The organism is Saccharopolyspora hirsuta, from assembly GCF_008630535.1.
In the GTDB taxonomy this organism is placed as follows: Bacteria; Actinomycetota; Actinomycetes; order Mycobacteriales; family Pseudonocardiaceae; genus Saccharopolyspora; species Saccharopolyspora hirsuta.
In genome coordinates this window covers 426,961-449,162 of the sequence record NZ_VWPH01000003.1, presented here as the reverse complement: position 1 = coordinate 449,162, position 22,202 = coordinate 426,961, and the positions used below count along the sequence as shown (strand labels likewise).

Annotated in this window: 21 protein-coding genes; 10 read left to right on the top strand and 11 right to left on the bottom strand. The window is 71.9% G+C overall.

The window, feature by feature from the left end; all coding sequences use genetic code 11:
* Positions 1–11 precede the first annotated feature (11 nt).
* The 5 genes from F1721_RS08235 to F1721_RS08220 all read right to left on the bottom strand — a co-directional run bounded on the left by F1721_RS08235 (position 12) and on the right by F1721_RS08220 (position 6,529).
* Positions 12–2,024 (bottom strand): VanW family protein, encoded by a 2,013-nt coding sequence (locus F1721_RS08235; RefSeq protein WP_150065944.1) that lies wholly within the window; start codon positions 2,022–2,024, stop codon positions 12–14.
* Positions 2,025–2,111: 87 nt separating this feature from the next.
* Positions 2,112–2,432, bottom strand: coding sequence for a GroES family chaperonin (locus F1721_RS08230; RefSeq protein WP_150065943.1), 321 nt, complete (start codon positions 2,430–2,432; stop codon positions 2,112–2,114).
* A 375-nt stretch (positions 2,433–2,807) separates the two neighbouring features.
* The gene (locus F1721_RS08225) at positions 2,808–4,661 is read right to left on the bottom strand and encodes an NHL domain-containing thioredoxin family protein (RefSeq protein ID WP_150065942.1); all 1,854 of its coding nucleotides are present in this window, start codon (positions 4,659–4,661) and stop codon (positions 2,808–2,810) included.
* Positions 4,662–4,728: 67 nt separating this feature from the next.
* Positions 4,729–4,857, bottom strand: a complete 129-nt coding sequence (locus F1721_RS35300; protein ID WP_281288746.1) for a hypothetical protein — start codon at positions 4,855–4,857, stop codon at positions 4,729–4,731.
* 481 nt (positions 4,858–5,338) lie between these two features.
* Complete coding sequence (locus F1721_RS08220; RefSeq protein ID WP_150065941.1) at positions 5,339–6,529, bottom strand: ATP-binding protein; 1,191 nt, start codon at positions 6,527–6,529, stop codon at positions 5,339–5,341.
* Positions 6,530–6,752: 223 nt separating this feature from the next.
* On the opposite strand from F1721_RS08220, the gene F1721_RS08215 reads away from it, so the two are divergent.
* Together F1721_RS08215 and F1721_RS08210 are read left to right on the top strand one after the other, a co-directional pair.
* A complete protein-coding gene (locus F1721_RS08215; protein ID WP_150065940.1) occupies positions 6,753–8,048 on the top strand; it encodes a CoA transferase in 1,296 nt (431 codons plus the stop codon).
* A gap of 74 nt (positions 8,049–8,122) precedes the next feature.
* Positions 8,123–8,881 carry a class I SAM-dependent methyltransferase gene (locus tag F1721_RS08210; RefSeq protein WP_150065939.1) on the top strand — a complete coding sequence of 253 codons (759 nt, stop codon included), beginning with the start codon at positions 8,123–8,125 and terminating at the stop codon, positions 8,879–8,881.
* A gap of 49 nt (positions 8,882–8,930) precedes the next feature.
* Here the strand turns inward: F1721_RS08210 and F1721_RS08205 are convergent, their stop codons facing one another.
* The gene (locus tag F1721_RS08205) at positions 8,931–10,211 is read right to left on the bottom strand and encodes an acetyl-CoA C-acetyltransferase (RefSeq protein WP_150065938.1); all 1,281 of its coding nucleotides are present in this window, start codon (positions 10,209–10,211) and stop codon (positions 8,931–8,933) included.
* Between the two features lie 94 nt (positions 10,212–10,305).
* Here F1721_RS08205 and F1721_RS08200 point away from each other — a divergent pair, with 94 nt between their 5' ends.
* Together F1721_RS08200 and F1721_RS08195 are read left to right on the top strand one after the other, a co-directional pair.
* Entirely contained in the window at positions 10,306–11,643 is a 1,338-nt protein-coding gene (locus tag F1721_RS08200) for a 3-oxoacyl-ACP reductase (protein WP_150065937.1), read from the top strand.
* A gap of 73 nt (positions 11,644–11,716) precedes the next feature.
* On the top strand, positions 11,717–12,547 hold the full coding sequence (locus tag F1721_RS08195; protein ID WP_150065936.1) for a MaoC family dehydratase: 831 nt from the start codon (positions 11,717–11,719) through the stop codon (positions 12,545–12,547).
* Between the two features lie 153 nt (positions 12,548–12,700).
* On the opposite strand, the gene F1721_RS08190 is transcribed toward F1721_RS08195, so the two are convergent.
* Positions 12,701–13,348, bottom strand: a complete 648-nt coding sequence (locus F1721_RS08190; RefSeq protein ID WP_150065935.1) for a TetR/AcrR family transcriptional regulator — start codon at positions 13,346–13,348, stop codon at positions 12,701–12,703.
* Positions 13,349–13,687: 339 nt separating this feature from the next.
* Between F1721_RS08190 and F1721_RS08185 the strand changes: the two genes are divergently transcribed.
* Both F1721_RS08185 and F1721_RS08180 read left to right on the top strand, forming a co-directional pair.
* Positions 13,688–14,236, top strand: a complete 549-nt coding sequence (locus tag F1721_RS08185; protein WP_150065934.1) for an SCP2 sterol-binding domain-containing protein — start codon at positions 13,688–13,690, stop codon at positions 14,234–14,236.
* 33 nt (positions 14,237–14,269) lie between these two features.
* Positions 14,270–15,478 (top strand): acyl-CoA dehydrogenase family protein, encoded by a 1,209-nt coding sequence (locus F1721_RS08180; protein ID WP_150065933.1) that lies wholly within the window; start codon positions 14,270–14,272, stop codon positions 15,476–15,478.
* Positions 15,479–15,572: 94 nt separating this feature from the next.
* Here F1721_RS08180 and F1721_RS08175 read toward each other — a convergent pair whose 3' ends face one another.
* Complete coding sequence (locus tag F1721_RS08175) at positions 15,573–15,782, bottom strand: hypothetical protein (RefSeq protein WP_150065932.1); 210 nt, start codon at positions 15,780–15,782, stop codon at positions 15,573–15,575.
* A gap of 435 nt (positions 15,783–16,217) precedes the next feature.
* Here F1721_RS08175 and F1721_RS34930 point away from each other — a divergent pair, with 435 nt between their 5' ends.
* Both F1721_RS34930 and F1721_RS08165 read left to right on the top strand, forming a co-directional pair.
* Positions 16,218–16,640, top strand: coding sequence for a hypothetical protein (locus tag F1721_RS34930; RefSeq protein ID WP_246154476.1), 423 nt, complete (start codon positions 16,218–16,220; stop codon positions 16,638–16,640).
* Between the two features lie 92 nt (positions 16,641–16,732).
* A complete protein-coding gene (locus tag F1721_RS08165) occupies positions 16,733–17,209 on the top strand; it encodes a pyridoxamine 5'-phosphate oxidase family protein (RefSeq protein WP_150065931.1) in 477 nt (158 codons plus the stop codon).
* A 45-nt stretch (positions 17,210–17,254) separates the two neighbouring features.
* Here F1721_RS08165 and F1721_RS08160 read toward each other — a convergent pair whose 3' ends face one another.
* From F1721_RS08160 to pdhA, 3 genes are all read right to left on the bottom strand, one after another.
* Positions 17,255–18,544: a dihydrolipoamide acetyltransferase family protein gene (locus F1721_RS08160; RefSeq protein WP_150065930.1), complete on the bottom strand. Its 1,290-nt coding sequence runs from the start codon at positions 18,542–18,544 to the stop codon at positions 17,255–17,257.
* Between the two features lie 208 nt (positions 18,545–18,752).
* Positions 18,753–19,769 (bottom strand): alpha-ketoacid dehydrogenase subunit beta, encoded by a 1,017-nt coding sequence (locus tag F1721_RS08155; protein ID WP_150065929.1) that lies wholly within the window; start codon positions 19,767–19,769, stop codon positions 18,753–18,755.
* Entirely contained in the window at positions 19,769–20,986 is a 1,218-nt protein-coding gene (pdhA, locus tag F1721_RS08150; RefSeq protein WP_170301400.1) for a pyruvate dehydrogenase (acetyl-transferring) E1 component subunit alpha, read from the bottom strand. Before pdhA ends, F1721_RS08155 begins: the two co-directional genes overlap by 1 nt.
* A 396-nt stretch (positions 20,987–21,382) precedes the next feature.
* Between pdhA and F1721_RS34350 the strand changes: the two genes are divergently transcribed.
* Both F1721_RS34350 and F1721_RS08145 read left to right on the top strand, forming a co-directional pair.
* Positions 21,383–21,532, top strand: a complete 150-nt coding sequence (locus F1721_RS34350; protein WP_170301399.1) for a hypothetical protein — start codon at positions 21,383–21,385, stop codon at positions 21,530–21,532.
* Positions 21,508–22,164 carry a GOLPH3/VPS74 family protein gene (locus F1721_RS08145; RefSeq protein WP_170301398.1) on the top strand — a complete coding sequence of 219 codons (657 nt, stop codon included), beginning with the start codon at positions 21,508–21,510 and terminating at the stop codon, positions 22,162–22,164. Before F1721_RS34350 ends, F1721_RS08145 begins: the two co-directional genes overlap by 25 nt.
* Positions 22,165–22,202 lie beyond the last annotated feature (38 nt).

The following is a 22,202-nucleotide window of genomic DNA, read 5'->3' as shown; positions in this document are numbered from 1 at the left end:
CGGGTCGGCGATCACGGGGGCGGCGGCGGGGCCCCGCAGTGGATGATCGGCTGCGGTTCGTAGCGCGTGCGCTGGGTCTCGCTGCGCGTCTGACCGGTGCTCAGGTCCCGGATGGTCCGGGTGTCGGTCACCGTGAAGCCGGGCGTGCCCTTGCTCGGGCTGCACGGCTCGCCCGGGGGCACGACCTTCTCGTGCGGTTCCGTGGGGTTGGTCCGCTCACCGGTCTGCGAGGACACGTCGAACTGCTTGGTGCCCCACAGCTTCACCGTGATCGACGACGGCGTCCAGTGCGTGGTGATCATGATGCCGCTCTTGGACACGTTCTTGAACTTCACGTCGATGATGCTCGCGCCGCTGGGGCTCTGGAACACCGTGGCCTCGCGGCCCGCCGGGTAGCGGCTGATGTAGTAGCTGTGCGCCTTGTGCTCGACGTCCTGCATGCCCGCGAAGTACGAGGCGTTGTACAGGGTGGTGGCGAACTGCGAGATGCCGCCGCCGACCGCGCGCCCGGGTCGGCCGTCCTGGATGATCCCGGACTCCACGTAGCCCTGCGCGGTGCCGCGCGGGCCGGTGTGGCCGTTGAGGCTGAACGTCTCGCCCGGCTTGATGATCGCGCCGTTGACCTGCTCGGCGGTGCGGCGGATGTTCACGCCGGAAGCGGGTTCGAAGCCCCCGGTGGTGAACTCGCCGACCACCTCCTTGATGCCGAGCTGGTTGGCCTGGTCGGTGGTGAACTTCGCGGGCTGGTGCTCGTAGACGGCCTGCACCGAGCGGTTCTGCGGCGCGCGCAGCACGTCCATCAGCCGCTCGAAGCTCTTGTCCCAGTTCACCCCGATGCCGTCGGTGGACGGCTTGACCACGGGCTGGCCGCCCTCCAGCACGATCTCGGCGTCCTTGCCGGGCTTGATGGTGCCGGCCAGCTGCGGTTCGACGGCGCCGATCACGGTCGGCAGGTCGATGTTCGCCTTCAGGCCGCCCTCGTCGCCCGGCTCGAACCGCAGCGCGGCGGCGATCGCTTCGGGCGCCAGGGTCGCGTCCCTGCCCTCGCCGCGCACCGTGACCGGCGACTTCACCGCGGGCTCGGCGATCTCGCGCAGCGCCCGCTGCACGCCTTCCTCGGTGGTGCTGACCGGCTTCTCGGTGAACGGCAGCCGCACCGGACCGTCCTCGGCCCAGTGCACCAGCACCTCGTCGGTGGCCCGCTGCACGTCGACGAACTGGCCGGTCACCGGCGAGACCGGCACCGGCTTCGCGCCCTCGAAGCGGATGGTGCCCTCGGCGGGCTCCCGGTCCAGCTGCGGCCGGGTCTGCTCCAGCGCCGCCACCAGCTGCTCCCGGTCGCCGTGGCTGACCGGCGCGACCTCGCGGGTGGTGAACAGCGAGGACAGCCGGGTGAACGGGTTCAGCGGCTGCTCCCCGGCCTCCTGCACGGTCGCCGCCCAGTCCATCTGCAGCCCGGCGTCGGCCGGGTTGATGGTCGCCGAGCGGTCCCCGACCTGCAGCTGCACCGGCTCGTCGAGGCCCGGCCCGAGCTCGGAGCGGAGCGCGCTCTCGGCCGCGGCGGGTTCCATGCCGCCGATGTCGACCCCGGCCACCACCGTGCCGCGCGGCACGGTTCCGCTGGTCAGGGCCAGGTCACCGACGTAGAGCAGGGCCAGCGCGCCGACCGCGGCACCGGCCGCGATCCCGGCGCGGATCAGGCCGCGCTTCTTGCGCTCGGCCGCCGGTTGCGGCGGGACGACCGCGGTCCAGCCACCGGCCCCGGCGTCGACCTGCGGGATCGCCTGGGTCTCGCCGATCGGGAAGCTGGTGAAGTCGGCGGGCACCGCGGCGATCTGCGCGGTGCGCTCGGCGTCCGACTCGGGCTGGATGCGCTGGGTGCTCTCGTCCGCTGCGGGCACCGGGGGGATCCGGGTGGTCTGCTCGACCTCGCTCTCCGGCTGGGCCGGGGGCTGGTCCGAACCGGTGCGGAGCCGTTCGGTGGACGGGTCCGCACCGCTGGGGTGGTCGTGGTTTTCCGGCACCGATTCCCCTTCTCCTGTCGGTCCTGCGGTGGGGGCGCCTGGGAGTCGTCGGCTCCTGCATTTCGCCGACCGACCGGGGTTGGGCGTTTACAGGTACAGCCCGGTGCCCTGCTCGGTCTGCTCGGTGGCCACCGCGTGCAGATCGCGCTCGCGCATCACGAGGTAGGCCTGGCCCTGGATCTCGACCTCGAACTGCTCCTCGGGGTTGAACAGCACCTGGTCACCGACCTTGACGGTGCGCACGTGGCTGCCCACGCCGAAGACCTCGCCCCAGACGAGCCGCTTGGCCACCTGGGCCGTCGCCGGGATCACGATGCCGCCGGAGCTGCGGCGCTCCCCGGACTCCGGGGAGATGCGCACCATGACCCGGTCGTGCAGCATCTGGATTTCGAGCTTGGCATCGGTCACCCGAAAAGTTTACTTGCCGCCACCGGATGACCGACCGGCCAGGGCGGGTGTTATGCGCCTCCTCCCGCCACCACCCCCGAACGACCCCGCCGAAACCGCCGTTTCCGCTGTTCACGGCCTTGCTTCTGGCGGGCTCCGAACGCCTCGGAACAGACGGTGACGCGGAGTTCTGCCGGGTACGCGCCGTGCCCGGCGGAACTCCGCTTCACCCGATCTGACGAAGGAAACGGCCGCTGTCCGCGCAGGGCGAACACTCACCCGGACCGAGCGCAGCCCGCCGGATCCGAAGAAAGCTCGGGCGGGCGGACCGCTCGCGTCCCCTCCTGAAACGAGCGGCCCGCCCGACCAGCACACGGCCGCGGGCGCGCGGACCGTTCAGCTCTCGGTGTCGAGCCCGCCCATCACCAGCGGGAGCCGCTTCGGCCCGGTCGCCGAGATCTTGATCGGCACGCCCCAGTCCTGCCTGGTCAGGCGGCAGGCCGGGTGCTCGACGGAGGGGTCGTCGTCGCAGCTGGCGGCCTGCGCCACCACGTGCAGCACGCCCTGCTCGATGCCGTCGGCCAGCACCAGGCGCCGGGTCAGGTCGGTGCCCGCGCCCGCGCCCTCCAGCAGCAGGCCCTCCGGCGAGGAGCTGATCTCCAACCGGGTCGACGGCCCGTACCGCTCGTCGAGCTTGGTGCCCGGCGGCGGGGTGAACACCACCGCGAGCTCCACCTCGCCCGGGGCGATCTCCGTGGCGGGCCGCTTGACCTGCTGCGACGCCCCTTCCACCAGCCGCGCGGCGACGCCGGGCGGGACGGGCCGCTCCAGCCGGTGCGCGGCGGAGGCGACCACCACCAGCTCGCCGTCCACCACCGCGGCCCCGGACGGCTCGGCCACGTCGGTGGCCAGCGTGGAGACCTCGCCGGTCGCCGGTTCGTAGCGCCGGACGGCACCGTTGTAGGTGTCGCAGATCGCGACCGATCCGTCCGGCAGCACCGCCACGCCCAGCGGGTGCTGGAGGAGCGCCTGCTCGGCGGGGCCGTCGGCGTGCCCGAAGTCGAACAGCCCGGTGCCGACGGCGGTCCGCACCGCGAACCCGTCGCCGTCGGCCTCGACCCAGCGCAGCGCGGAGGTCTCCGAGTCGGCCAGCCACAGCCGGTCGCCGCCGTCGGCCAGCCCGGACGTCTGGGCGAAGAACGCCTCCTCGGCGGCCCCGTCGCGCAGCCCCTCCACGGTGGTCCCGGCGAACCGCCGCACCGCGCCGGACACCGGGTCGAACAGCCCGAGCGTGTGGTTCCCGGCCATCGCGATCACCACGCCCCCGGCGGGCTCCCACCAGGCGACGTCCCAGGGGCTGGTCAGCGGTGTCTCCGGGCCCGGCCCGGAGTCGCTGCCGTCGCGCCACTGCTCGCCGGTCCCGGCCAGGGTGGTGACGTGCCCGTCCGCGAGCCGCACGCCGCGCAGCAGGTGGTTGACGGTGTCGGCGACGACCACGTCGTAGCCGACCTGCTCGGCGACCTGCGGCGGCAGCAGCGCGAGCCCGCCCGGTTCGGAGAACTCGGGCGCAGCGCCGTCGGCCCGACCGCGCTGTCCGGTGCCGATGCGCCGCACGACGGTCTCGCCGTCGGCGGCGAACTCCACCAGCGAGTGGTTCGCCGAGTCCGACACCAGCAGGTTCCCGCTCGGCAGCGCGATGACCTTGCCCGGGAACCGCAGCGTGGTCTCGGGAGCTTCGGGCGGCACGTAAGGACCGTCGCCGCGGTGCAGCGTGCCCTTGGCCTCGTGCTCGGCGATCACCTCGGTGATGACGCTGCGCAGCGCCTCGACGTGCCCCTCACCAGCGGCGACGTGCACGACGTAGCCCTCGGGGTCCACCACGACCAGCGTCGGCCAGGCCTTGACGGCGTAGTTCTGCCAGGTGGTCAGCTCGGGGTCGTCGAGCACCGGGTGGTGCACGGCGTACCGCTCGACGGCGGCGGCCAGCGCGGCGGGATCGGCCTCGTGCTCGAACTTCGGCGAGTGCACCCCGACGGTGACGACCTCGGCGGCGAACTCGGCCTCCAGCGGCCGGAGCTCGTCCAGCACGTGCAAGCAGTTGATGCAGCAGAACGTCCAGAAGTCGAGTACCAGGACCTTGCCCCGGAAGTCCTTGAGCCGTAGCTCCTCCCCGCCGGTGTTCAACCACCCGCGCCCGACCAGCTCGGGGGCGCGGACACGGGCACGCGGTTTCTGCTGCTCAACACTCACGCCCGGAGTCAACAACACGCCCCCCGGGAGCTGTTCCGAGGGGCCCGCTGTCCCACCAGGTGGACGGTCAGGCGGGCTGGAGCTTGTCGAGGACTCGGGCGCGGAGGAGTTCGCACTCGCCGCGGAGGCGGGTGAACTCGCGCGGGCGTTCGATCACGACGCCGGGGGTGACCACTGCGCCCGGCAGCTCCGACATCAGCGGCCGTTGCGGTCCTTGATGTAGAAGGGCGCGGCGGCCAGGGCCGGGACCAGGGCGCCGAGCAGGATGATCACGATTTCCATTGTCGACTCCCTTCGTGCACGGATCCCCGGGAACAACGCCCGGTTTCGACGGGTTCATCAGTGGTGGTGGCAGAGGTGCCGGAATTGGAAAGCCCCGCGATGCTGCCAGGTCGGGGGTCCGACAGCACCGCGGGGTCATCCTGCATATCGACGCCCGGCCGCCGCTCGTTACACCCTTACTCACATGTGTCCTACGTCACGCTAATGCGCCCGATCCGGTGGGCCTCATCGGCCTCTATCTTGACGTCTAGCAAGATCTCTAGATTTGCTTATAAAGCTGGATGCGCTACCGGAGAGATCCGGTGTTCGACCCTGTGAACTGCGGATATGCCGACTGCGCGCCCCGGGTCGGCGGAGCGCTGCTCGTCGCGCACGCGGTCGGCGCGGTGTTCCGGTCAGTCCTGGGTGAGCAGGTAGCGGCCGAAGTGCGGGACGGTGAAGGCGATCAGGCCGCGCTCGCCGGAGTAGACCAGGCCCTTCTTGATCAGGCTGTCCCGCGCCGGGGACAACGACGACGGGCGGCGCTCCAGGTACTGCGCGATGGACGCGGTCGGGGCCGGTTCGTCGCGGCCCTCCACCAGCTCCGCCATCGCCCGCAGGTACTCCCGCTCCGCCGGGGTGGCCCGCTCGTAGCGGGAGCCGAAGAACCCGACGGCCAGCTCCGACTCGGCCTCCGGCGCGGCCAGCCGCACGTCCTCGGCGCTGATCTCGCTGCGCACCGCCGCGTCCCAGGTCGCCTTCCCGTACGACTGCACGAAGTACGGGTAGCCGCCGGAGATCGTGAACAGCGCATCCAGGGCGTCCGGGGTGATCTCGGCCTCCTCGCGCTCGATGGGCGCGAGGACCGCGCGGTCGGCGTCCGAGCGGTCCAGCCGGTCGATCCGCACGTACCGGAACAACCGCTCGGAGTAGGACTTGCTCGCCGACAGCACCGCGGGCAGGTGCGGCAGGCCCGCACCGACGACCACCAGCGGCGCCCCCGACTGGGACAGCTCGTGGCAGGCCGCGCACAGCGCGGAGACGTCCTCGGTCGGCACGTCCTGCATCTCGTCGATCAGCAGCGCGATCCCGGCGCCGACGTCCGCCGCAAGTTCCGCGACCTCGGTGAACAGCTCCACCAGGTCGATCTCGATGTCGCCGGAGTCGGCGCGGCCCTGCGCGGCGGGCACGTCGATGCCCGGCTGCCACCGGTCGCGGAGCTTGGCCCCGTCGGGATTGGCCTTGAGCGCGAAGGCCTTGAGCACGGCGAGGACCTGCTCGACGCGGTCCGGCGCGCGGTGGCGGACCGCCAGGTCGCGGATCGCGCGGTGCAACGCCGCGGACAGCGGGCGCCGCAGCCCGGCCTCCGGGCGCGCCTCGACCTTGCCCGCGCCCCAACCGCGCCGCAGCGCCATCGACCGCAGCTCGCCGAGCAGCACCGTCTTGCCGACGCCGCGCAGGCCGGTGAGCACCAGGCTGCGCTCGGGGCGACCGCGGGCGACGCGTTCGAGCACGACCTCGAAGGCGTCGAGCTCGCGATCGCGTCCGGCCAGCTCGGGCGGCCGCTGCCCGGCACCGGGGGCGAAGGGGTTGCGAACCGGGTCCATAGCCCTCGGACTGTATCCAGCCGTCTAGTGCTGCCCCGATATTCGGCGAGAAATCCCCATCGGCGTGTTGCCGATCCACCGACAAGTCGACAAATCCACACCCGTCGCGCGAAATATCCGACTGTCTAGCGCAGAACCTAGAGATCCCGAGAAAATCCGAGGCGGGCTGTGATCTTCCGCGTCGGCTGCTGCGGTCCGGTGGGCTCGGGTCGAGGATCTGGGCATGGGATGGCGGCAGGCACTCGGGGAAGCACTGGACGCGCTGGGGATCGGCCGCAGCCCGGACGAGCTGGTGGTGACCGGCGAGCTCGGCCACCTGGCATCCCGGCTCCCGGTCGAGGACACCGCGATCGCGTGCATCGGAGCTGCGCTGCTCGCCGCTGATCGCGGGCCGGTGGAACTCGCCTCCGAGCACGTCGCCGCCGCAGTGCGCAGCGAAGCGCACCTGCGCCTGAACGGCCGGTCGCCGCAGGACGGCTTCGCCCCGATGTCCCGGTTCTGGCGGGCGTCCGACGGCTGGGTCCGAACGCACGGCAACTACCCGTGGCACCGCGGAGCGCTGCTGCGCGCGCTCGGCACCTCCGACGGCGTCGCCGCGGTGGAGTCGGCGATCGCGGGCCTACCGGCGCGCGAGGTGGAGTCCCGCGTGGTCGGCGCAGGCGGCATCGCCGCCGCGGTGCGGAGCCCGGAGCAGTGGCGCGCCGAAGCGCCGGGACGGGCGGTGGACGCGCAACCGCTCGTCAGCGCCCAGCGGTCCGGCGATGCGGCGCCCCGGCGCGGCCGGTTCCGGGTGCTGGACCTGACCAGGGTGATCGCCGGGCCGGTGTGCACCCGGTTTCTCGCGGCGCTCGGCGCGGACGTCCTGCGCATCGACCCGCCGCACCGCCCGGAACGCCCCGGGAGCTACGACACGCTGCTCGGCAAGCGCAGCGCGGTCCTCGACGCCCGAACGCCGGAAGGCCTTGCGCGGCTGCACGAACTGCTCGGCGGAGCGGACGTCCTGGTGCACGGGTACCGGCCCGGCGCGCTCGAGCGGTTCGGGTTGGGGTTCGAGTCGCTGGCCGAGCGGCATCCCGGACTCGTGGTGGTTTCCCTGTCCGCCTGGGGGAGTTCGGGACCGTGGGGTGATCGGCGCGGGTTCGACAGCATCGTGCAGGCGGCCTCCGGCATCGCGACGGTCGAGTCCACTTCGGACGGACCGGGTGCGCTGCCGTGCCAGCTCCTGGACCACGGCACCGGGTACCTCTGCGCGGCAGCGGTCCTCGACGGCCTCCGCCGCCAGTCCGAGCTCGGCGGGACCTGGCTGCGGGAGCTCTCCCTGGCCCGCACCGCGCACTGGCTCCTCGACCAGCCCCGCGCTGAACGCCCGACGACACCGACGGACATCGAGCCCTGGCTGACGACTCTGGACACCCCGGACGGCCGGATCGCCGCCGTCGCACCTCCTGGCCGGATCGACGGCCGCACCCTCACCTGGCCGTTCCTCCAGCCCTACGGCGCGGCCGAACCCAGCTGGTGACCCCGGCCATCGGGCCTTCCTCCGCAGGTGGAGACCGCCCGAAAACCGGTGGCGCGGGGTTGGACGATGGGGGCATGGGTTCGTTCGAGGAGCTGGTGGCCGAGGGCGAGGCCGCGCCGGTCGAGGGCTGGGACTTCTCCTGGTTGGACGGTCGGGCGACCGAGCAGCGGCCTTCGTGGGGCTACCAGCGGTTGCTGGGCCAGCGCTTGGCGCAGGCGTCGGCGGCCCTCGACGTCCAGACCGGGGGCGGGGAGGTGCTGGCCGGGGTGCCGAGCTTCCCGCCGGTCGTGGTGGCCACCGAGTCCTGGCCGCCGAACGTCGCCAAGGCCACGCGGCTGCTGCACCCGCTGGGCGCGGTCGTCGTCGCGGATCCCGACGAGCCGCCGCTGCCGTTCGCCGACGCCGCGTTCGACCTGGTGACGAGTCGGCACCCGGCCACCGTGTGGTGGTCGGAGATCGCGCGGGTCCTGCGGCCGGGCGGGACCTACTTCGCCCAGCACGTGGGGCCGGGGACCATGTGGGAGCTGGTGGAGCACTTCCTCGGCCCGCAGCCCGAGGCCCGCCGCAAGCGCGACCCGGAGCTGGAAGCCGCGGACGCCCGCGCCGCCGGGCTGGACGTGGTGGACGTGCGCTGCGAGCGGCTGCGCGCGGAGTTCTTCGACGTCGGCGCGGTGATCTACTTCCTGCGCAAGGTGATCTGGACGGTCCCCGGCTTCACCGTCGCCGCCCACCTCGACCGGCTGCGCGACCTGCACGAGCAGATCCAGCGCGACGGCGCCTTCGTCGCGCACTCCACCCGCACCCTCGTCGAGGCACGCAAACCCGCCTCGTGAGCGGCGATGGCGGCAAGGACGACCACCGCCGCTCACGACCGGTCGAGCGTCAGGGGCGTTCCAGGATCGCGGTCATGCCCTGGCCGCCCGCCGCGCAGACGGAGATCAGGCCGCGGCCGGAGCCCTTCTCGGCGAGGAGCTTCGCCAGGGTGGCCACGATGCGACCGCCCGTCGCGGCGAAGGGGTGCCCCGCCGCCAGGGACGAGCCGACCACGTTCAGCTTCGCCGGGTCGATCTCGCCCAGCGGCGCGGAGCGGCCGAGGCGGTCCTCGCAGAACTCCGGGTCCTGCCAGGCCTTCAGGGTGGCCAGGACCTGCGAGGCGAACGCCTCGTGCACCTCGTAGAAGTCGAAGTCGCCGAGTCCCAGTCCCGCGCGGTCGAGCAGCTGCGGCACCGCGTACGCCGGGGCCATCAGCAGCCCCTCGTCACCGCTGACGTGGTCCACCGCCGCCGACACCACGTCGCCCAGGTACGCCAGCACCGGGAGCCGCCGCTGCGCGGCCCACTCCTCGCTGGCCAGCAGCACCGTGGCGGCACCGTCGGTCAGCGGCGTCGAGTTGCCCGCCGTCATGGTCGCACCCTCGCCGCGGCCGAACACCGGCTTGAGCTTGGCGAGCTTCTCGACCGAGCTGTCCGGGCGCAGGTTCTGGTCGCGGGCCACGCCCTGGTAGGAGGTCAGCAGGTCGTCGAAGAAGCCGCGCTCGTAGGCGGCGGCGAGCCGCTGGTGGCTGCGCGCGGCCAGCTCGTCCTGCGCCTCGCGGCTGATCTCCCAGGCCAGCGCGGTCTTCGCGGCGTGCTCGCCCATGGACAGGCCGGTGCGCGGTTCGGCGTTGCGCGGGATCTCCGGCACGACGTGCTGCGGGCGGACCCCGGCCAGCGCCTTGAGCCGACCGGCCGCGGTCTTGGCGTGGTTGGCCCGCAGCAGGACGCGGCGCAGGTCGTCGTTGACCGCGATCGGCGCGTCGCTGGCCGAGTCGACGCCACCGGCGATGCCGACCTCCAGCTGGCCGAGGGCGATCTTGTTGGCCACCGACACGACGGCTTCCAGCCCGGTCGCGCAGGCCATCTGCACGTCGTGCGCGGGGGTGCGCGGGTCCAGCTTGGAGCCGAGCACGGTCTCGCGGGCGAGGTTGAAGTCGCGGCTGTGCTTGAGCACCGCACCGGCCACGAACTCGCCGATCTGCTCGCCCTGCAGCCCGAAGCGCGCGACCAGGCCGTCCAGCGCCGCGGTGAGCATGTCCTGGTTGCTGGCGCGGGCGTAAGGGCCGCCGGAGCGGGCGAACGGGATCCGGTTGCCGCCGATGATCGCGACTCGTCGAGCGGTGGCCATGCCTGACTCCCTGGTTGCTGCGTCGTTCCCTGGTCAATCTAACCTACCCGCGGGTAGGTTAGACGTCGAGCTACCGACATCCGTGGGAGTGGCAATGGCCGACCGGTACCAGCAGTTCACCTCGTCCGCGCTCGGGCGGCAGGTCGTCAAGCGACTCGGGCTGCCCGCACCGACCCCGCTCCGCCGCCACCGGCCGGGCGACCCGGTGGTCGCCGGTCCCGTGCTGCTCGGCGGCGCCCCCGGCTCCCGCCTCGGCGACGCGATCGAGGCCGTCACCAAGGACGTCCAGGCCCAGGTCCACCGCACCCCCGCCGAGGGCGAGCGCTACGCGGCGCTGGTCTTCGACGCGACCGGCATCCGCAGCAGCGAGCAGCTGCACGAGCTGTTCGAGTTCTTCGGCCCGACGATCCGGCAGACCGACCGCTGCGGCCGGGTGATCGTGCTCGGCACGCCGCCGGAGAACATCGCCGACCGGCGGGAATCCGCTGCGCAGCGCGCGCTCGAGGGTTTCGTCCGCTCCGCGGGCAAGGAGCTCAAGCGCGGCGCGACCGCGCAGCTGGTCTACGTCGCCGAAGGCGCCGAGGGCGCGCTGGCGTCCACGCTGCGCTTCCTGCTGTCGGCCAAGTCCGCCTACGTCTCCGCGCAGGTGGTGCGGATCGGCCCGGCCGAGATCCCGGACGTGGACTGGGAGAAGCCGCTGCAGGGCAAGGTCGCGCTGGTCACCGGCGCCTCGCGGGGCATCGGCGAGGCCATCGCGGAAACCCTGGCGCGCGACGGCGCGCACGTGGTCTGCCTGGACGTGCCCGCGCAGGGCGGTGAGCTGGCCGCGGTCGCCAACCGCATCGACGGCTCGACGCTCCAGCTGGACATCACCGCCGACGACGCGCCCCGGCGGATCGCCGAGCACTTCGCGCAGCGGCACGACGGCCTGGACGTCGTGGTGCACAACGCGGGCATCACCCGCGACAAGACGATCGGCCGGATGTCCCGGCAGCAGTGGGACGCGGTGCTCGCGGTGAACCTGACCTCGCAGGAGCGGATCGACGAGGTCCTGCTCGCGGACGGCTCCCCGCTGCGGCCGGGCGGGCGGATCATCGGCGTGTCCTCGATGAGCGGCATCGCGGGCAACGTCGGCCAGGGCAACTACTCGGCGTCCAAGGCCGGGGTGATCGGGCACGTGCAGGCCTTCGCCCCGCTGGCGGCCGAACGCGGCGCCACCATCAACGCGGTCGCGCCCGGGTTCATCGAAACCCGGATGACGGCGGCGATCCCGCTGTTCGTGCGCGAGGCGGGGCGCCGGATGAACAGCATGTCGCAGGGCGGCCAGCCGGTGGACGTGGCGGAGACCATCGCCTGGTACGCGAACCCCGCGTCGGCCGGGGTGAACGGCAACGTCGTCCGCGTCTGCGGCCAGAGCCTGCTCGGCGCCTGAGCGGTCGTGAGTGCGAAAGCCGGTTGGAGCCGGTTCTCGCACTCACGACCTCGTCAACGGAACGGAGCTGCCCATGCCTGAAGTGAGCACCGCGCCTTCGCTGACCGCGCTGTACGCGAAGGCCGTCGCGACCGGCCCCGCGCGGCGCGGCGACCGGCTGCCGGACACCGAGTACGTGCGGCGGGACGTCGCGATCGACCGCGACCACCTCGCCGAGTACGACCGGGTGTGCGGGTTCGGACTGCGCGACGAGCTGCCGATCACCTACCCGCACGTGCTGTCGTTCGGCCTGTCGGTGCGGCTGATGACCGACCCCGGTTTCCCGTTCCCGCTGGTCGGGCTGGTGCACGTGGCCAACAGCATCCGCCAGGAGCGGCCGCTGCTGGTGACCGACGCGCTGACCCAGCGGGTGCGGCTGGCGGACCTGCGCCCGCACCCGAAGGGCAAGCAGTTCGACGTGATCACCGAGACCGAGGTGGGCGGCGAGGTGGTGTGGCGGGAGACCAGCACCTACCTGCGCCGCGGCGGGAGGTCCGAGGACGCCGCCGGGCAGCGCGCGGCCGACCTGGCGGGGGAGCCGACGGCGACGTGGCGGGTTCCCGGCGACATCGGACGCCGGTACGCGGCGGTGTCCGGCGACCGCAACCCGATCCACCTGAACTCCTTGGCGGCCAAGGCCTTCGGCTTCCGCCGCGCGATCGCGCACGGCATGTGGTCGGAGGCGCGCTGCCTGGCGGCCTTCGCGGAACGCCTCCCCGGTCAGTGCACAGTGGACGTCGAGTTCCGCAAACCGCTGCTCCTGCCCTCCACTGTGGACTTCGCGGCCCGCCGAGAGGAGTCCGGCTGGGCCTTCGCCCTCCGCTCCCGCTCCGGCAAGCCGCACCTGCTCGGCTCGATCCGCTAGTCCGATGCGATTTCAATGGAAATCGGACCTCCGATTTCCATTGAAATCGCGGGAGTTCGCCCCGGACCGGACGACGTCCACGGGTTCCGGCACGCCGACGAGCGCGAGTTCCGCCGCACTCGGACGTGCGATTTCAGCGGAAGGTGCGCCGGGTCAGGACTTCGGGGTCCAGGAGCGGCCCTCGACGAGGTCGCTGAAGCCCATCCAGACCATGTTCATCAGGCGCATCGCCATGCCGTCGGCCGCGTGCTCGGGGTGCTCGAACCACCACTCCACCAGCGCCTCGCCCGCGCCGACCAGGGCCGCCGCGAACGGTTCCGTCTGCTCCGCCTGCATCGGCTGCGCCGAGCCCTCCGTCGCCCGCGCCAGCAGCGCCGCGATCAGGCTGGTCGCCCGCTCCCGCCACTCGGAGAGCTCGCTGACGAACGGGTCGCCCTGCACGTTGGCCTGCCGGTGCAGCACCGACCAGCCCGCCTGGTTCTCCTGCACGTACTCGAAGAACACCCGCAGGCCGCGCCACAGCTGCTCGGCCGGGTTCAGCCCGGCTTCCACCGCGGTGCCGATGGCCTCGATCAGCCGCGCCGCTTCGCGCCGGATGCAGGCGACGAACAGTTCGTCCTTGGTCCCGAGGTAGGCGTAGAGCATCGGCTTGGAGATGCCCGCGACCTCGGAGATCTCGTCCATCGACGCGGCGTGGAAGCCGTGCGCGGCGAACACCTCCACCGCGGCGTCCAGGATCTGCCGCTCGCGGACCGCCCGCGGCAGGCGCCGCGACCGGGGGCGGCCGTTGTCCTGAACCATCTCACCTCGCACGCTGGTCTGCTCCAGCTCAGGCTAGATCAAAACCGGTCCCCGCTGGTCGCTTGCCTTCGAACCTACTCGAACGTAGTCTTACTCGCGAGTAGGTAAGCCTGAGACACTGTCGGCGAAGCCGTCCGCGCTCGGGCAAGCGGCGCCAGCCGCTTGGAGCTCGTGCCCGAAGGGACCGGGCTCTGAGTGGTTTCCCGGCGAGGACGGTCCCTCCGCCGTTGTACGGGACATACATCAGGAGGGACACCCGCAGCCCGGGGGAGCACTCAGGTTCCGCTGAGCGACCACCCGAGCAGAACGACCGCAGACAGGCATTGAGAGGTGGCGAAGATGCCCGAGACCGATCCGATCGCCGCGCTCGGCGAGGTCGATCCGAAGAAGATCGGCAAGGACGAGTTCGTCATGCTGCTGGAGGCCGCCTCCGAGATCGCCGGCAGCGACACCGAGGTCGACCTCAGCGCGCTGCGCCCGGAGCAGTTCGCGCGGCTGATCTCGCGCGCCTCGGACGACCAGGTCGAAGCCGTGATGGCCCGCCCGGAACTGCGCGAGCGCATCCTCGACGAGGTGTTCCGCCGGATGGGCGAGCACTACAAGTCGGACAAGGCGGGCAAGACCGAGGCCGTGGTGCGCTGGCGGATCGGCACCGACGACGACCTGCTGCGCTACGAGTGCGTGCTGGCCGACGGCAGGTGCGAGGTCAGCAAGGACCCGCAGCGCGAACCGCGGGTCACCATCACGGTCACGCCGACCGAGTTCCTGAAGCTGGCCTCCGGCAACGCATCCGCCCCGATGCTGTTCATGAAGGGCAAGCTCAAGGTCGCCGGGGACCTCGGCTTCGCCGCCGGACTCACCAAGCTCTTCCAGATCCCCAAGGCATAAGCCCGGCAACGACTTCCCGAGGAGCGGAAGACGATGACTTTTTCCCTGGAACTCAGCGAGGAGCAGCAGGAGCTGCGGGACTGGGTGCACGGCTTCGCCGAGCAGACCATCCGCCCGGCCGCGCGGGAGTGGGACGAGCGCGAGGAGACGCCCTGGCCGATCATCCAGGAGGCGGCCAAGATCGGGCTCTACGGCTTCGAGACGCTGGCCACCTTCTGGGCCGACGACACCGGCCTGTCGCTGCCGATCGCGAACGAGGAGCTGTTCTGGGGCGACGGCGGCATCGGCATGGCGATCTTCGGCACGACCCTCGCGGTGGCCGGGATCTTCGCCGCGGGCACCCCCGACCAGCTCGCCGAATGGGTCCCGCAGTGCTACGGCGACGTGGACGACCCGAAGGTGGCGGCGTTCTGCTCGTCGGAGCCGGGCGCCGGTTCCGACGTCTCGGCGATGCGCACCCGCGCGGTCTACGACGAGGCCAAGGACGAGTGGGTGCTCAACGGCCAGAAGGCGTGGGCGACCAACGGCGGCATCGCCAACGTGCACGTGGTGCAGGCGGTGGTGGACCCCGAGCTGGGTTCCCGCGGCCAGGCCGCGTTCGTGGTCCCGCCGGGCACGAAGGGCCTGGAGTCGCCCAGCAAGATCAAGAAGCACGGGCTGCGCGCCTCGCACACCGCCGACGTGTTCCTGGACGACGTCCGCGTGCCCGGCAGCTGCCTGCTGGGCGGCAAGGAGAAGCTGGACGAGCGCCTGGCCCGGTCCCGCGAGGGCACCAAGGCCAGCTCGCAGGCGGCGATGAAGACCTTCGAGCTCTCCCGCCCGGCGGTCGGCGCGCAGGCGGTCGGCATCGCGCGGGCGGCCTACGAGACGGCGCTGGAGTACGCGCAGCAGCGCGAGACCTTCGGTCGGCCGATCATCGAGAACCAGTCGATCGCCTTCACCCTGGCCGACATGCGGATGGAGATCGACGCGGCCCGCCTGCTGGTGTGGCGCGCGGCCTGGCTGGGCCGCAACGGCGGCTTCACCGCGGGCGAGGGCTCGATGTCCAAGCTCAAGGCGGGCCGGGTGGCCACCTGGGCGACGGAACGGGCGATCCAGATCCTCGGCGGCAACGGCTACACCCGCGAGTTCCCGGTGGAGCGCATGCACCGCGACGCCAAGATCTACGACATCTTCGAGGGCACCGAGCAGATCCAGCAGCTGGTGGTCGCCCGAGCCATCTCCGGCAAGCACATCGCCTGACGCGACGCGGCCCCGACCGGGTGGTCGGGGCCGTCGTGGGTCTTCGGGGCGCCGCAGGCCGAGGGAGGGGTTGCGGCCTGCGGCTGTCCTCGGGTCAGCTCCAGTCGGTCACGTACTCGCCGTCGTACCAGCCGCCGATGCACGCGTGGGTGCCGTACTCGAACTGGACGACGGATCCACCGGCCCAGAGGCAGTCGGACGCGGTGACGCCCCACGAATCCGCGAGGGCGGGTGCGGCCGTGGCCAGCAGCATTCCGAGGCCGAAGCTGGAAGCGACGACAGCCTTCTTGACGCGGTTGCCCATGATCACCGTCTCCCTTCGGGGGATACCGGGACGGGGTGCCCCGGCACTTCGATGGTCAACACCAGCGCCCGCGCACTGCTGGGCGATTAGTCCGGCCGGGCGGGTTACCCACGCTCGGGAGCCCCGCCGCGGCGCAGGACGCGCCGGACCGTGCCGGACCGGGAAGCAGGACCAGCCGATGAGGCGGGATTAGCCGTCGCGCAATCGCCCGGCGGCGGACGACCGAAGTGGCACCGGGTGGTGCTCGCGCCCGAAAACGCGGCCGAACCGGACGATCGGGCGACGGCCGGACCAGGCCCCACCCGGTGGAGTGGCGCTCGCCACGGTGCGGAATTGCACAAAGTGTGCGCGGGTTGAAGTGCTGCGAGGCACCATTTCGTGGGCCCTTGCCCAGGTCGAAACTGGGCAGGTGCACCATGACGCTAGTCCGAATGGATGAATGTGGGCGCGGACCGCATCACCAACGAGGTCGGTGCGCGTCACATCGGCGCAGCGCGGAGCCGGAAGTGGGCACCGGGCTGCACCGACGAGCTCCGCGGGGAGGGCTCGCCAACGGGCAGCGGGCAGCGGAGCTGCTGGCGGCCCGGCCACAGCTTCGAGAGTGAACGGGAGGGCGAAGCGGTGAAGAAGACCACCCCTGACCTGGAGACACCCATCTTCCGGGAACTGAACGAAGAACTCGGCGCGCTGCCGGAGATCGACGTCCACGACTTCGACGAGCACGCGTTCGACTTCCTCCGCGAGTACGACGCGAAGGCCGCGGAGGAGAAGACCGACGAGCCGGCCGAACCGGTCGCCGCCACGTCGGGCTCCGGCTCCAGCTCCCGCCGCGGTGGCCGCCGCCGCAAGGGCGACTGACCCACCCCCGAGACCCCGGAACGGCCTGCTCACCCCGCTGGGCGAGGTGAGCAGGCCGTTCGTTGTCGGTGACCGGTGTCACCATGTCGCGCATGTCGACATGGCAGGAGTTCGCCGAGCAAGCACCGGAGATGGCCGCCCGGGTTCGGGCGCGGTTGGAGTCGTTCCAGCACCACGTGCTGGCCACGTTGCGGCGCGACGGTTCGCCGCGGGTGAGCGGCACGGAGGTCGCCTGGCGCGGGCCAGACCTGACGTTCGGTTCGATGCCGGGTTCGCGCAAGGCCGCGGACCTGCTGCGCGATGCGCGGTTCGCGCTGCACGCCAACCCCGGCGCGCCGGAGGACATCATGGGCGGGGTGGACGTGAAGCTGGCCGGGCGCGCGGTGGAGGTCACCGGGGACGAGCACCGGGCCTGGATCGAGGAGGTCAAGCCGCCGTCACCGGACTCGCACCTGTTCCGCCTGGAGCTCACCGAGGTCACCACGACCGGCGTCAGCGAGGACCAGACGCACCTGGCCATCACCCGCTGGACCCCGGCTGGCGGCGTCCAGACCTTCAAGCGCACCTGACCGGGGAGGAGCGCCGATCTCGCGCGAAACCGGCGCTCCCCGCGATCAGTAGGTGATCGCCATGGCGGGGTTCGCCAGGAGGGCGCCCACGTCCGCGAGGAACTGGGAGCCCTGCTGGCCGTCCACCACCCGGTGGTCGAAGCTCAGCGCCAGCTGGCAGACCTTGCGCGGCACCACCTGGCCGTCCACCACCCACGGCATGTCGCGGACCGCGCCGAGGGCGAGGATCGCCGATTCGCCCGGGTTGAGGATCGGCGTTCCGGTGTCCACGCCGAAGACGCCCACGTTGGTGATCGTGAACGTGCCGCCCAGCATGTCCGCCGGAGTCGTCCTGCCCTCCCGCGCGGTGCTGGTCAGCTGCTCCAGCGCCTGGGCCAGCTCCTTCAGCGACTTCTGGTCGGCGTCGCGGACCTTCGGCACCACCAGGCCGCGCGGCGTGGCCGCCGCGATGCCCAGGTGCACGTAGTCCTTGTAGACGATCTCCCCGGCCGCCTCGTCCCAGGTCGCGTTGACGTCCGGGGTCCGGCGGGCCGCCAGGCAGACGGCCTTCGCCGCGAAGGCCAGCGGGGTGACCTTGACGTCGCGGAACTCCGGGTGCGACTTGAGCTGCTCGCGCAGCTCCATCATCGGCGTGACGTCGACGGTCAGGAACTCGGTGACGTGCGGGGCGGTGAACGCGCTGTTCACCATCGCCTGCGCGGTCGCCTTGCGGACGCCCTTGATCGGCACCCGCCGCTCGCGCGCGCCCGGCTCGGCGACCGGCGCGACCGGCGCGGCGCCCGCGGCGGACTGCACGTCCTCGCGGGTGATCACGCCGCCCGAACCGGAACCGGTCAGGCCGTGCAGGTCCACGCCGAGGTCCTTGGCCAGCTTGCGCACCGGCGGCTTGGCCAGCGGCACGTAACCGCCTGCGGGGGCCGCGGGCTGCGGCTCGGGCTTCGGCGGGGCCTCGACGACCGCCGCCGCGGGCCGCTGCCCCTTGCGGGGACGGCGCTTGGCGCTGGTCGTGCGCGGGCCGTAGCCGACGAGCGTGGCGATCCGGCCGTTGGACTCCTCGCCGATCTTGCCGCCGTCCTCGCCAGCGGGCTCGGCGCCGCCCATGTCGATCGCGATGATCGGCGAGCCGACCTCCACGGTCTGCCCCGGCTCGGCGAGCAGTTCGCGGACCGTGCCCGCCCACGGGCACGGCAGCTCGACCGACGCCTTCGCGGTCTCGATCTCCACGATCACCTGGTTCACGGTGACCGCGTCCCCCGGCTGGACGCGCCAGCCCAGGATCTCCGCCTCGGTCAGCCCCTCACCGACGTCGGGCAGCGGGAATTGCTTGATGGCCATCGAAACGACTCCCCTTGTCTTTGAAGCGGCGAAGCCGCTTGGCCCACCTCCGCAGAGCGACCACCGGCGGGTTCTCAGACGTCGTCTGGCGAGGACAGCCCGTTCGCCGTGTATATGGACATACATCAGAACGGGATCCCGCAGCCAGACGGCGTCTGAGGTTCCGCTACGGGACCACTCGCGCAAAGCGAGCCCCTCTGCAAAACCCTCAGTACGCCAGCGAGCGGTCTACTGCGTCGAGCACCCGGTCCAGGTCGGGCAGGTAGCCCTCCTCCAGCTTGCTCGGCGGGTACGGGGTGTCGAACCCGGTCACCCGCAGCACCGGGGCCTCCAGCGAGTAGAAGCACTCCTGCTGCACCCGGGCGGCGATCTCCGAGGTGATCGACGACTCCGCGGGGGCCTCGCTGACCAGCACCAACCGGCCGGTGCGGCGGACCGAGTCGAACACCGGCCCCAGGTCCAGCGGGGACAGCGAGCGCAGGTCGACGACCTCCAGCTCGGTGCCGTCCTCGGCGGCGGCGGTCGCCGCGTCCACGCAGGTGCGCACCACCGGTCCGTAGCCGACCACGGTGACCGCGGACCCCGGCCGCACCACCTGCGAGCTGAACAGCGGTGCTGGCGGCGTGCTCGGGTCGAGCTCGGCCTTCTCGTAGTAGCGGCGCTTCGGCTCGAAGAACAGCACCGGGTCGTCGCACTCGATGGCCTGCTGCAGCATCCAGTAGGCGTCCACCGGGTTCGAGCAGGACACCACCTTCAGCCCGCCGACGTGCGCGAACAGCGACTCCGGCGACTCCGAGTGGTGCTCGACGGCGCCGATGCCGCCGCCGAAGGGCACCCGCACCACGACCGGCACCTTCACCTTGCCCTGGCTGCGGTAGTGCAGCTTGGCCAGCTGGGAGACGATCTGGTCGAAGCCGGGGAAGATGAACCCGTCGAACTGGATCTCGCACACCGGGCGGAAGCCGCGGATGGCCAGCCCGACGGCGGTGCCGATGATCCCGGACTCGGCCAGCGGCGTGTCCAGCACGCGGTGCTCGCCGAAGTCCTTCTGCAGGCCGTCGGTGATCCGGAAGACGCCACCGAGCTTGCCCACGTCCTCACCCATGACCAGCACCTTCGGGTCGCGCTCGAGCGCGGCGCGCAGGCCCATGTTCAGGGCCTTGGCGATGGTGACGGTCTGGGTGCCCGCCGCAGCGGTCGGGCGTTCCAATGCGGGCGCGGCCATCAGCGCACACCTCCTGCCATCGCTTCGTCGGCGAATCCGGCCAGGTACTGCAGGTAGGCCTCGCGCTGGGCGGCCACCTGCGGGGTCTCCTCGGCGTAGACCTCGGAGAACATCCGTTCCGGTGGTGGTTCGGGGATGTTGAAGCAGAAGTCGCGGAACCGCGCGGCGAGCTCGTCGGCCTCGGCCTCCACGCCGTCGAAGAAGTCCTGGTCGACGCCGTGGTCGCGGACCAGGTGCACGCGCAGCCGCTCGATCGGGTCCTTGAGCTTCCACGCCTCGTGCTCGTCGGCGAGCCGGTAGCGGGTCGGGTCGTCGGAGGTGGTGTGCGCGTCCATGCGGTAGGTGAACGCCTCGATCAGCACCGGGCCGTTGCCCTGGCGGCACTCGTCCAGCGCCCAGCGGCTGACCGCGAGGCTGGCGAGCACGTCGTTGCCGTCCACCCGGATGCCGGGGAACCCGTAGCCGCTGGCGCGCTGGTAGAGCGGGACGCGGGTCTGCCGCTCCAGCGGCTCGGAGATCGCCCACTGGTTGTTCTGGCAGAAGAACACCACCGGGGCGTCGTAGACCGCCGACCACACCATCGCCTCGTGCACATCGCCCTGGCTGGTGGCGCCGTCGCCGAAGAAGGCCATCGTGGCCTCGCCGTTGCGGTCGCCGACCTTGCCCTCGAAGCGCTGGCCCATCGCGTAGCCGGTGGCGTTCAGGCACTGGTTGCCGATCACGATGGTGTAGAGGTGGAACCGGGTGCTGATCGGGTCCCAGCTGCCGTGGTCGGAGCCGCGGAAGATGCCGAGCAGCTGGGTCGGGTCGATGCCGCGGCACCAGGCGACGCCGTGCTCGCGGTAGCTGGGGAACGCCATGTCCTGCGGCTGCAGCGCCCGGCCCGCCCCGATCTGGGCGGCTTCCTGGCCGAGCAGCGGGACCCAGATGCCCAGCTGACCCTGCCGCTGCAGCGCGTTGCCCTCGCGGTCGGCGCGGCGCACCAGCACCATGTCCCGGTACAGGTCGCGCAGCTGCGCGGTGGAGATGTCCAGTTCGAAGTCCGGGTGCTCGACCCGCTGACCTTCGGGGGTGAGGAGCTGAACCAGATCAGCTCCGCCTTCGCTCGTGGCGCGCAAACCGGCGATCACCTGCTCCCGTGTGGGTTTCGCTGCGGTGGCGGCAGGGGGGCCGGTGGTGCCTTCGGTTTCCGGTCGCGTCCATTGCTCGGGGGACATGCGTGATCTCCTCGTCTCGCGCCGACCACGCCGCTTGTGGCGACGTGACCGACAGCCCTGGCCGCGACCTCCGGTGACCTGGTGGGTCACCCGGTTGCGCGGCCGGGGCAGTTGGATCGCTCCCCGCCATCCTGGCACGAAACCGGCCCACATCGTGAGCCCTGCCACAGGGGCCCGGTCCGACCGCGGCGCGATCGGCCAGCTCCCGCCCGATCACCGTAGTTCGCCGCCGATCTGGGCAAATCCGCAGGTCATCGAAGTAATGGAGGTCCGACTAACGCTTTCTGGACCATCGCAGTGCCGATATTGGGAGGATGCATCGGAAACACCTTCAGGTTCTTTGTCCGTTTTGTTACCTTGATCGGCACCTGCTCCCGTCCAGGAAGGGCCAGCACCGTGGGCAGTCCCGAGGCACCCCCGGTCGGCAGCGCGGCCAGCGCCGGTGACCTGGTCGAGCTCTCCCGCATCATCCGCGCCCTCGGCGAGGCGCTGACCCGACCGGACTGCGACAAACTGGACGGGTGGCCGAGTACGCGAACCTGCTGACGCTGCCGGACGAGTTCGCGCTGCTGCTGCACAAGCCCAACGGGTCCTGCTACGTCAGCGCGAGCCCGAACGCCGCCACCGCGGCCGCCGAGATCGGCGAGCTGGTGCTGCGCGGCCGGATGGTGCCGCACGGCACCGCGGTCCAGCTGCGCGACACCGCGTCCAGCGGGCAGCCGTGGATGGACCGGCTGCTGGCGGAGTTCCAGCGGGCGGCCGGGCGCGAGAACCACCCGGTCGAGCTGGGCTGGTGGCTCGCGCTGCGCTCCACCGCGTTCGCCGCGCACCGGTCGGTGCTGGTCGAGCGCGGGGTGCTGCGGGTGGAGCGGCGGAAGTTCCTCGGCGTGCTGCCCGACGACCGCTACCACCCCGACCGCGCGATCCGGACCGCGCTGCTGACCGAGCTGCACGCCCTGGCGCGCGAGGAAGTGCTGGTCGACGGGCGGTTGGCGCTGCTGGGGACGCTGGTGCACCGCAGCGGTCTGGTCCACGCGCTGGACTTCCACCGCGCGGAGCGCAGCCGCCTGCGGGCGCTCGCCGACCGCGAGGACCTCGGCGACCACGTGGGCCCGGAGGTGACGGCGACCCTGCTGGCCCTGACGGCGATCCCCACCGCGACCGCACTGCCGTCGTGAGCGGCTGGGAACCACGGTTTCAGTGAGGTTTTTCCAAC

Excerpts from the sequence above, each read along its gene's own strand:
- F1721_RS35300 (WP_281288746.1), bottom strand. The coding sequence starts at position 4,857 with ATGTCGGAGCTGCCGGGCGCAGTGGTCACCCCCGGCGTCGTGATCGAA.
- F1721_RS08220 (WP_150065941.1), bottom strand. The coding sequence starts at position 6,529 with ATGGACCCGGTTCGCAACCCCTTCGCCCCCGGTGCCGGGCAGCGGCCG.
- F1721_RS08215 (WP_150065940.1), top strand. The coding sequence starts at position 6,753 with ATGGGATGGCGGCAGGCACTCGGGGAAGCACTGGACGCGCTGGGGATC.
- F1721_RS08210 (WP_150065939.1), top strand. The coding sequence starts at position 8,123 with ATGGGTTCGTTCGAGGAGCTGGTGGCCGAGGGCGAGGCCGCGCCGGTC.
- F1721_RS08205 (WP_150065938.1), bottom strand. The coding sequence starts at position 10,211 with ATGGCCACCGCTCGACGAGTCGCGATCATCGGCGGCAACCGGATCCCG.
- F1721_RS08200 (WP_150065937.1), top strand. The coding sequence starts at position 10,306 with ATGGCCGACCGGTACCAGCAGTTCACCTCGTCCGCGCTCGGGCGGCAG.
- F1721_RS08195 (WP_150065936.1), top strand. The coding sequence starts at position 11,717 with ATGCCTGAAGTGAGCACCGCGCCTTCGCTGACCGCGCTGTACGCGAAG.
- F1721_RS08190 (WP_150065935.1), bottom strand. The coding sequence starts at position 13,348 with ATGGTTCAGGACAACGGCCGCCCCCGGTCGCGGCGCCTGCCGCGGGCG.
- F1721_RS08185 (WP_150065934.1), top strand. The coding sequence starts at position 13,688 with ATGCCCGAGACCGATCCGATCGCCGCGCTCGGCGAGGTCGATCCGAAG.
- F1721_RS08180 (WP_150065933.1), top strand. The coding sequence starts at position 14,270 with ATGACTTTTTCCCTGGAACTCAGCGAGGAGCAGCAGGAGCTGCGGGAC.
- F1721_RS08175 (WP_150065932.1), bottom strand. The coding sequence starts at position 15,782 with ATGGGCAACCGCGTCAAGAAGGCTGTCGTCGCTTCCAGCTTCGGCCTC.
- F1721_RS34930 (WP_246154476.1), top strand. The coding sequence starts at position 16,218 with ATGAATGTGGGCGCGGACCGCATCACCAACGAGGTCGGTGCGCGTCAC.
- F1721_RS08165 (WP_150065931.1), top strand. The coding sequence starts at position 16,733 with ATGTCGACATGGCAGGAGTTCGCCGAGCAAGCACCGGAGATGGCCGCC.
- F1721_RS08160 (WP_150065930.1), bottom strand. The coding sequence starts at position 18,544 with ATGGCCATCAAGCAATTCCCGCTGCCCGACGTCGGTGAGGGGCTGACC.
- F1721_RS08155 (WP_150065929.1), bottom strand. The coding sequence starts at position 19,769 with ATGGCCGCGCCCGCATTGGAACGCCCGACCGCTGCGGCGGGCACCCAG.
- pdhA (WP_170301400.1), bottom strand. The coding sequence starts at position 20,986 with ATGTCCCCCGAGCAATGGACGCGACCGGAAACCGAAGGCACCACCGGC.